At 61.7% G+C, this 7865-nt stretch carries 6 protein-coding genes and 2 pseudogenes; 2 read left to right on the forward strand and 6 right to left on the reverse strand.

Annotated features, from left to right (window positions below; translation table 11 throughout):
* Window positions 1–59: 59 nt before the first annotated feature.
* On the reverse strand, window positions 60–689 hold the full coding sequence (locus tag CQ13_RS35830; RefSeq protein ID WP_057847462.1) for a TetR/AcrR family transcriptional regulator: 630 nt from the start codon (window positions 687–689) through the stop codon (window positions 60–62).
* Window positions 690–917: 228 nt separating this feature from the next.
* Between CQ13_RS35830 and CQ13_RS35835 the strand changes: the two genes are divergently transcribed.
* Window positions 918–1337: a hypothetical protein gene (locus CQ13_RS35835; protein WP_057847463.1), complete on the forward strand. Its 420-nt coding sequence runs from the start codon at window positions 918–920 to the stop codon at window positions 1335–1337.
* A 263-nt stretch (window positions 1338–1600) separates the two neighbouring features.
* On the opposite strand, the gene CQ13_RS35840 is transcribed toward CQ13_RS35835, so the two are convergent.
* From CQ13_RS35840 to CQ13_RS35860, 5 genes and pseudogenes are all read right to left on the reverse strand, one after another.
* Window positions 1601–2389, reverse strand: coding sequence for an SRPBCC family protein (locus tag CQ13_RS35840; protein ID WP_197427550.1), 789 nt, complete (start codon window positions 2387–2389; stop codon window positions 1601–1603).
* An 11-nt stretch (window positions 2390–2400) separates the two neighbouring features.
* Window positions 2401–2988: a winged helix-turn-helix domain-containing protein gene (locus CQ13_RS35845; RefSeq protein WP_057847464.1), complete on the reverse strand. Its 588-nt coding sequence runs from the start codon at window positions 2986–2988 to the stop codon at window positions 2401–2403.
* A gap of 155 nt (window positions 2989–3143) precedes the next feature.
* Window positions 3144–4611, reverse strand: a pseudogene (locus tag CQ13_RS35850) (FAD-dependent monooxygenase).
* Between the two features lie 323 nt (window positions 4612–4934).
* On the reverse strand, window positions 4935–6209 hold the full coding sequence (locus CQ13_RS35855; protein WP_057847465.1) for a cytochrome P450: 1275 nt from the start codon (window positions 6207–6209) through the stop codon (window positions 4935–4937).
* A 32-nt stretch (window positions 6210–6241) separates the two neighbouring features.
* Complete coding sequence (locus tag CQ13_RS35860; protein WP_057847492.1) at window positions 6242–7513, reverse strand: cytochrome P450; 1272 nt, start codon at window positions 7511–7513, stop codon at window positions 6242–6244.
* Window positions 7514–7732: 219 nt separating this feature from the next.
* Here CQ13_RS35860 and CQ13_RS46140 point away from each other — a divergent pair.
* Window positions 7733–7865 (forward strand): annotated as a pseudogene (locus tag CQ13_RS46140) (isovaleryl-CoA dehydrogenase); the annotation flags it as partial.

Below are 7865 nucleotides of genomic sequence, written 5' to 3' on the forward strand. Positions count from 1 at the left end.
ATGCCGCAATTGTATAGGGGGCGGCGTGTGTCGCAGGAGATTCACCCTGCTTGCCGATGCTATCGATTGGCTTCTTGAACTGCATCCAGTCGAGCGTTTCGTGACTGCATCAGCAGGCTCGCTACCAAGGGGCGCAAATGCGCTGGCGTGACGGGCTCCCGCAGCACGAACACGCGCAGGTACACCGCACCGATCAGGCCTTGCATGAGAGGCCAGGGATCGGTGTGGCGCGGCCATTCACCGCGTCCGGCGGCGCGCTCGAACACCTGCTTCAGCGTCCGAAAACGCAGCGCCCAATGTTCGTGCATCTCGCGGGTCAAGACTGGATCCTTTCGCGTCGCGAGCGCGAACTGCATGGCTGCATAGCCGAGCGGACTGCTGAGATGCCGCCCCGCTGCCACCATCAAACTCACCAGGTCGTCGATCAGTGAACCGCGATCCGGCAAGACAATCTTCTGCGCGAAGAGCGCAAAAGTTGCTTCCGTCACCAGACCTTCGCGCGTCTTCCAGCGCCGGTAGATCGACGTCTCATGCACTCCGGCGCGCGCCGCCACGGCGGCGATGTTCAGCTTGTCGTATCCCTGTTCCTGCAGTTCGGCCACGGTCGCAGCCACGACTGCCTCGCGGACGCGCGCGCTGCGGCCGCCCGGGCGTCGCTGCGTGTGTTGTTCTTCCGCGCCTGTCTTCATGTGTCGTGATCCTAGCGCAGGCGCGTCTTCGGGAAAACCCGTAAACTCAAAAAAAGTTGCGATAATTAACGCAGGAAAACTTGCGTTAGTGGAGAGCGAGCAGCATGATGGGCGGGCGGAGGATGGATTGGCCGTTCTCCATGCTTCGTATTTCAAATAAGAGGGCAAGATGCAGGGAGTGACGTTTTTCAAGGAAGGCAATCCAGTGAGCAGCGAGGCGCTCCTCAAATGGAGGTGCAGCGCGGGAGACACATGATAGCCACGTTGGCTCGCAAGCTGGACGCCCAAGCGATGGCAAACCTGTTCGCCGAAGAGATCGCAGCCTGCGACGCTGAGCAGTTAGAATGGCGCCGTGACGGCAAATTCGCCAAGTCGATGGTTGTCGTTCATGTCGCCGAAGGCAGCGCCGCCGAATTTATCGAGTGGTTCGTGGCCGGCTACATGCATGCGAATACGTCGGCAATGCTGCGAGCTCATCCCGAACACCTCGGGGTGCTGCTTCTCCCTGACGGGCGTGTTGGCATTCTGGAAGTGACTGGACATTCTCACGGGCCAAAGCTTTTGCGCGCGAGGCGCTTGGAGGACTGGACCGGCGTGCCGATCCCGCTCCAACCTGACATGCCCCATCGCATGATGCTGCGATGGTGAAGGGACATGTCGACCATTTGATGGTCGAGTTCTCTAACTGGTTCCAGATGTACCTGCAGACTCGCAAGCAACCGGCGGACCTCATGCCGGTGGCCCTGACTGTCAACACCTAGTCAGCCGATCATGGAAGGATAGCCTGCGGATGTTGATCGCCTGATCCTTAACCGGCGGCTGGTACGAATACAGCGCGCGAGAAGGCCTCGCGCGCGGTGAGCCAACGACACCGGATTGACGGGTGTGCTCACGAGTGCCGGGATCCGCCGCTACGTCTGTGGCGGAAATTGACGATCGAGCCAACGCCGCCAATCGGCCTCGACGTGATTGGCCACGGCGCGCCCGGCCTCTCCGTAGAGGTAGAGGCGGACCGTCAACAGGATCGGCCCTCCGATCGGCATGGCAAAGAGATGTGCGATGCCGGGTGCGGGGTGTTCGAGCCGCAATTGCAGTCCTGGCCACTGTGGAGGATTGACGTTTTCCACGATGCCGCGTAGCTCGGGCACTCCAGCCGGTGTCGCAAAGCGTGCGCCGGCGCTTGCGTCGGCCAATCCGAGCGGACCGACCAGGCGGCTCCAAGCATCGCTCTCGTTCGACATCGCGGACAGCGCCACGGTCGTCGACGGCTGCCCACGGAATTGCTCCAGATAGAGCCGCAGGTTCTGGAAGAATGCGATCCAGCCGTAGGTGTGCCCCTCGAACTGGTCATCCCAATCGTCCGTATTGGCGAACCAGCTATGAACGACCCGGACCACACAGGTGCCGCCGTCCTTGGCTTCGACGGTCCACTCGGTGGCTACCGTGCCAGGTCCTTCCTCTGTTTCGGCGACGAAACGCTTGGCCGGCTCCCAAGTGGTGATCTTGGCCTCGGAATCCATTCCCGGACCAAAGCTCGATTTGGTTTCGCCGCCGACTTTCTCGTCCAACGTCGTCGGCACAAACCACGACGAAATGCCGGGACCTGTCGCGATCGCCTGCCACACCTCTTCGGGTGTGCCGGGCACCTCAACCTTGGCTTCGACGCTGCGACGGCCAGACTGTTCCTTCTTCACGGGCATGGTCTGTCCTTTCAGTGAGACGTTTGAGGGAAGGGATGAGACACGATCACCAATCGATGATTACGGCCTCCCGAAGCGTTCGCATCGTGGTAGCGGCTGACCAGCTCGGTGATGGCTTGTGTCAGCTCACGCGTGAACGCGGCGCGGGCAGCGGGGGAGGCGAAGCGAATTTCTGCATCGATCGACAAGGTCGCAAGCTGCTTGTCGGCCTTCCGCGCACGTTTCCAGAGATCGCCGACTTCGCGAACGATACGGGCGCCGAGTGCGATCAGATAGCTGGCCGCGAGCTGATCCTTGCTGCGCTTCGGATCGGCTGCGACCGCGCCCAACGCCTCTGGCGAAACAACGAACGACTTGGCCGATAACACCAATAGCCGCTCGGTCAATCCGCCCCACTGCCGTTCGTCCGCGACCTCGACCAACCTGCAGGCTTCGAGCGCGCGCAAATGATAGTTCACCTTCTGACGAGGCAGTCCCAGGCGCGTCGCCAGGATCGCCGCCGACGCGGGCTCTGCGAGTTCGGCCAGCAACGCGCTTCGAATAGGGTCAAGGGCCGCAACTGCAACAGCCGGATCGCTGATTACTTCAATATCGATCATGGCAGTAGCGTAGCTTGACAAATTTTTTTGTCAAGGGAGCTCTTTTCGGCACAAAGGGGAATCGAATGCCGTCGGCGGCGATGTCGCATTCGAGGGTCGCGTAGACACAGGGCCGATGTTCGCTTGTGACCGACGCCGCGGCAAAACCTATGCAGCTACGCTGCGGCAGGCGATCCGAACCAAGTGGTTAGCGCCTCAGCGAGCCCGAGCTCAGTTTGCTCTCCAACCCAGGCGACATATCCGTCGGGCCTGATCAACACGGCGGTCGGCGCAGCGACCGCGCCTATTGCCGGCAGCTCCCACGCACCAGCATATTCAGCGCTGATGAGCTGGACCCGATCCGCCCACGGCGTGATATCGATGCGACCGGGGTGGCCGAGGTTGAGCAGCACTGGCCGGGCATCGTGCAGCAGGGTGAATACCCGCAGCGGACCGTTGGCGGTGACCAGGTCGAGGTCAGGCATACGGCGTCCGAGCAGCGGATGTCCTTCGCCGAGATCGTAGTGGGCGTCCAGGCCGGACATCATCGCGGCGAACCGTTTGCGGGGCTCGTCCATGCCGAGGAGTTCGGACATGGTGTCCTTCAAGGCTTTGAGGCGGTCGTCCGGGCGACGCATCAGCGCGACTTGTGCCATCGTATTGCGCAGCACGCGGGCAGCGACCGGGTGGCGCTCGGCGTGATAGGTATCCAGCAGGTTTTCCGGCGACGTGTGCTTGATGACCTGCGCCAGCTTCCATCCCAAATTCACGGCGTCGCACACCGATGTTGAGGCCCTGTCCGCCTGCGGGGTAATGCACGTGTGCGGCATCGCCGGCCAGCAGCACCCGGCCTCGACGGTACGACGCCGCCTGCCGGGTCATGTCGGTGAACCTGGATATCGAGGTCGGACTGTGGATGCCATAGTCGGTCCCGAAGGCGGCGATGAGCGCTTCGCTGAGATCGCGCAAGGTGGGTTCACTGGTGGATCCCACGTGCTGCTCGGTCACCATGACCCGCACCGGCCCGCCATCCTCCAGCCTGCTCAGGCCATGGATGCCGATGGCGTCGTGGCGGATGCCCCATTCCGGCTCCTTGGCAATCTCGACCTCGGCGATCAGGTGGCTGGTCGTCGGATCCCAGCCGGGGAAGTCGATGCCGGCTGCTTTCCGGACCAGACTGCGTCCGCCGTCGCACCCGACGAGATATTTCGCCCTCAGGGACTGGCCATCCGAGAGCGCGACGTCAACACCGGAGCGGTCCTGCGCGAAGCCAGTCACCTCACGTCCGCGATAGATCGGCACCGCCAGCTCGTCGACCCAGCCGGCGAGGATGCGCTCGATATGGTTCTGCCATAGCGCGAGCCCGTAATTGTGCCGGGTGGGGAAGTCGCTGATGTCCAAGCGGATCAAGGCGAACCCGGCGACCTGCGCCACCTGTCCCTGCGAGAGAAACCGGTCGGCAATTCCGCGCTGATCGAGAACCTCGATGGCGCGTGCGTGCAGACCACCCGCGCGCGAGCCGACGAGCTCCTGGTCAGGGCGCCGCTCGACGATGGCAACGTCGATATCAACCAACGCCAACTCGCCGGCCAACATCAGCCCCGTCGGACCTCCGCCGAGGATGACCACTGCATGCTCGGCCATCGCGACGCTCCGGTCGTTCGCGCCGCTGCGATCAACCCGGCCCTGCGCGACCGGCACGTCGACGACAAATCCACTCATTTCGTGACCCCGTAGGTTGTGGCTTCGGTCGGCGGTTCTACGGGATGACTGGGGCCTTGAAGCAAGCCCCTTGCGCGCCACATATTGAAGTGGGGAGATTGGTATTCTGCTTTTCAGATCTTTCCGGAAGACACAGCCCAGGCATCTCTGCCTGATCCACGATCATCAGGTTTCGAAATTGGAAGCCGCGTTGGGCGGCTTTTTCTTTTACGCCCTGTGGTGATCAGGTGGGTTGAGCTCGCGGCTCACCCGGGAATGCGTACCGGGAGCTGCTCGATGCCGCGCACGAAGCTCGAGTAGACCCGCTTCGGCTCGCCGACCACCTCGATGCGGTCGAAACGCCTCAGCATTTCTTCCCATACGATCTTGAGCTGCAGCTCGGCGAGCCGCATGCCGACGCAGCGATGAATGCCGAAGCCGAACGACAGATGGGTGCGGGGACGGGCGCGATCAATGATGAATTCATCAGGCCGCTCGATGCCTTCCTCGTCGCGGTTGCCGGAGACGTACCACATCACGACGCGGTCGCCTTTCCTGATCTTCTTGCCGCCGATTTCGGTATCGACCAGCGCGGTTCGCCGCATATGGGCGAGCGGCGTCTGCCAGCGGATCACTTCCGGCACCATGGAATCGATTAGCGCTGGATTGTCGCGCAGCTTCTGATACTGGTCGGGGTGCTCGTTCAGCGCCAGCACCGAACCGCTCATGGTGTTGCGGGTGGTGTCGTTGCCGCCGACGATCAACAGGATGATGTTGCCCATCAGATTGTCGGGGTCCATGTGTCGCGTCGCATCGCTATGCGCCATCATCGACAGCAGGTCGTTCTTCGGCGGCGCATTGACGCGCTCATTCCAGAGCTTTGAGAAATAGGCGTAGCATTCGTCCATCTCGCGGCGCCGCTGCTCCGGCGATTCCACGACGCCGCTCTTGGGCAGCGCGGTCGAGACGTCGGACCAGCGCGTCAGCTTGCGCCGCTCCTCCCAGGGGAAATCGAACAGCGTCGCCAGCATCTGCGTGGTCAGTTCGATCGAAACGCGCTCGACGAAGTTGAAGGTCTCATTGCGCGGCAGATTGTCCAGCACCTTTTGCGAGCGCTCGCGGATCAGTTTGGCCAATTCATCCAGATGCGTCGGCGTAAACATCGGCGACACCGTCTTGCGCTGCGCCGAGTGCCGCGGTTGGTCCATCGCGATGAAGCTCGGATAGTCATAGCCGGGCGGAACGTCGCGAATCGAGATGCCGCCGAGCGTGGAGTCGGAGGAGAAGATGCCGTGGTTGGTGTCGACATGCATGATGTCGTTGTACTTGGTCACCGACCAATAGGGTTCAATCGGCGCATTCTCGCAGTAATGTACCGGCTCTTCCTTGCGCAGCCGCTCGAACCACGGCCACAGCGTGTCGTTCTGGAAAAGTTTTGGCGCACCGGGATGAAAGTCCTTCAGCGGCGTCGAGTAGGCCTCCTCGCGCGCCGCGCGCAGCAGCTCTCGTTTGTCGGCTCTGATGGCAGTTTGAACGTTCATGATTCGATCATCCCGGGTGAGCGTGAGCGCGGCTAGGCGGCGATGCGGACCGGCAGGGTCTCGTAGCCCTTGACGAAACTCGAATATACCCGCTTCGGTTCGCCAATCACTTCAATATTATCGTACCGCTTGAGGATTTCTTCCCAGATAATCTTCAGTTGCAGTTCTGCCAGCCTGATCCCGACGCAACGGTGGATGCCGAAACCAAAGGAAAGGTGGGTGCGGGGGCGGGCGCGGTCAATGATGAACTCGTAGGGACGCTCGATCACCTCCTCGTCGCGGTTGCCCGAGACGTACCACATCACGACCTTGTCGCCCTTCCTGATTTGACGCCCGCGGAATTCGATGTCTTCGAGCGCGGTGCGGCGCATATGCGCCAGCGGCGTCTGCCAGCGGATCACTTCGGGGACGAAGCTATCGATCAGGTCAGGGTTGTCGCGCAGCTTGCGATACTGATCCGGATTCTTGTTCAACGCATAGACGCTGCCCGAGAGCGTGTTGCGGGTGGTGTCGTTGCCGCCGACGATCAGCAGGATCAGATTGCCGAGGAAGTTCTTCGGGTCCATGTCGCGCGTAGCATCGCTATGCGCCATCATCGACAACAGGTCGCTCTTCGGCGGCTGGTTGATGCGCTCCTTCCATAGTCTTGCGAAATAGGTCGCGCATTCCAACAACTCGGCCTGCCGCTGGTCCTCGGTCTCGACCAGACCGCCGGGATGCGGGATCGTGGTGGCGATATCGGACCAGCGCGTCAGCTTGCGGCGGTCTTCCCAGGGGAAGTCGAACAGCACGGCGAGCATCTGCGTGGTGAGCTCGATCGAAACCTGATCGACCCAGTCGAACGTTTCGTTCTTCGGAAGATTATCGAGGCATTCGGCGGAGCGCTTGCGGATGTTGATCGCGAGCTGGTCGAGATGCGTCGGCGTGAACATCGGCGCCACTGTCTTGCGTTGCGCGCTATGGCGGGGCTGGTCCATCGCGATGAAACTTTCGCGGCGCAGGTCCGGCGCGACGTCGCGAATGGTGATGCCGCCAAGCGACGACGCCGAGGAGAACACCGCGTGGTTGGTCTCGACGTCCATGATGTCGTTGTACTTGGTTATCGACCAGTACGGCCCGAACATGCTGTCCCTGCAGTAGTGCACCGGATCGTCCCGGCGCAGCCGGTCGAAATACGGCCAGAATGAGTCGTTCTGAAACAGTTCGGGATTACCGACATCGAAATCCGCCAGCGGCATTGACTGTGCCGTGTCGCGCGCGGCGCGCAGATGAGAATCTCCGGCGAGATCGATGGTTCCGTGCATGAGCCGCTCTCCCTGATTCCCCGTGCGCAGCATGCCGAACGGGCGATGTTTTACCCTATTACATCCCGAGCCGTGTCCCAGCGCAAGGGCGAGTTGCGCGCATTTGGCCGCATCGCAGTGCTGACCCATCTTGGACGCGCGCGTATTTCGCCGCGTGACAAGTGTAGGCCCGGGTACTAAGTCTGTTTGAAACAACGTTTAATTCGCCGGGAGGCGGCCATGATTCCCAACGCCCATCGGATGTTCAACTTCGATCTTGGCGAGACTGCGGACGCCATTCGCGAGACCGTGCATTCATTTTCGCAGAACGAGATCGCCCCGCGCGCCGCCGAAATCGACCGCAGCAATCAGT

Origin of the sequence: Bradyrhizobium retamae (genome assembly GCF_001440415.1) — a bacterium.
Classification (GTDB): Bacteria; Pseudomonadota; Alphaproteobacteria; order Rhizobiales; family Xanthobacteraceae; genus Bradyrhizobium; species Bradyrhizobium retamae.